The 752-nt window shown below is 46.8% G+C and carries 2 tRNA genes and 1 rRNA gene; all 3 read right to left on the bottom strand.

The window, feature by feature from the left end:
- Positions 1-285 precede the first annotated feature (285 nt).
- Positions 286-358 (bottom strand) — tRNA-Ala (locus tag B5E77_RS16720).
- A 110-nt stretch (positions 359-468) separates the two neighbouring features.
- Positions 469-542, bottom strand: a tRNA-Ile gene (locus B5E77_RS16715).
- A 127-nt stretch (positions 543-669) separates the two neighbouring features.
- Positions 670-752 (bottom strand): 5S ribosomal RNA (gene rrf / locus B5E77_RS17815); the annotation flags it as partial.

Below are 752 nucleotides of genomic sequence, written 5' to 3'. Positions count from 1 at the left end.
AGGTTATTTTTTAAGAGGTTTGTTTCCTCTGGAAGTCCTCTTTCGATTCCTTCCTGTGATTTCCTTATTCTGCCCGTTTTTCAGGGCATTCAGGTATACCTGTAAGGTATTACTCTCTTCTCTTCTTCCTGTTTCCATTCTGAAGAGCCTTAAGGATAATCACCTCGGATGTCTTGTATTGTTAAATCTTCGATTTAACTGGATATTTTCAGTATATAGTTTTCAAGGTACAAGGTGATGAGTTCCCATGTTTCACTTCACAGTGCTTCATGTTTCCTCATCGAGTGGAGATGGAGAGATTCGAACTCTTGACCCCCTGCTTGCAAGGCAGGTGCTCTCCCAACTGAGCTACACCCCCACGAATAGGTTTCTTTTCCTTATTCTTTTGTCTGGCTTGAATCTCTTCAAACCAATGGGCTTAAGTGGGCCTTTCCCCATTTGCTCATGGTTATCCTTGGCCTACTTAAATGGGCTTAAGTGGACTCGAACCACCGACCTCACGCTTATCAGGCGTGCGCTCTAACCGGCTGAGCTATAAGCCCTCCTTTTATAAATCCGGCAGGTCCCGTCACTAACCTCAAGCTTCGTCTCGCGACTCGCTTTCGCTAAGTGTCGTGACACGCCACTCACTAAATTCGAACTACGCCTTCGGCTTGTTCTTATTAAGTGTTCCGGCAGCCACCTGCTCTCCCATGCCGTCTCCAGCATAGTACCATCGGCCGTATGGGGCTTAACCATCGTGTTCGGGATGG

The organism is Lachnoclostridium sp. An131, from assembly GCF_002160825.1.
Lineage (GTDB): Bacteria > Bacillota > Clostridia > Lachnospirales > Lachnospiraceae > Laedolimicola.
The sequence above is the reverse complement of the archived record's forward strand: the minus strand, read 5'-3'. Positions and strand labels throughout refer to the sequence as shown.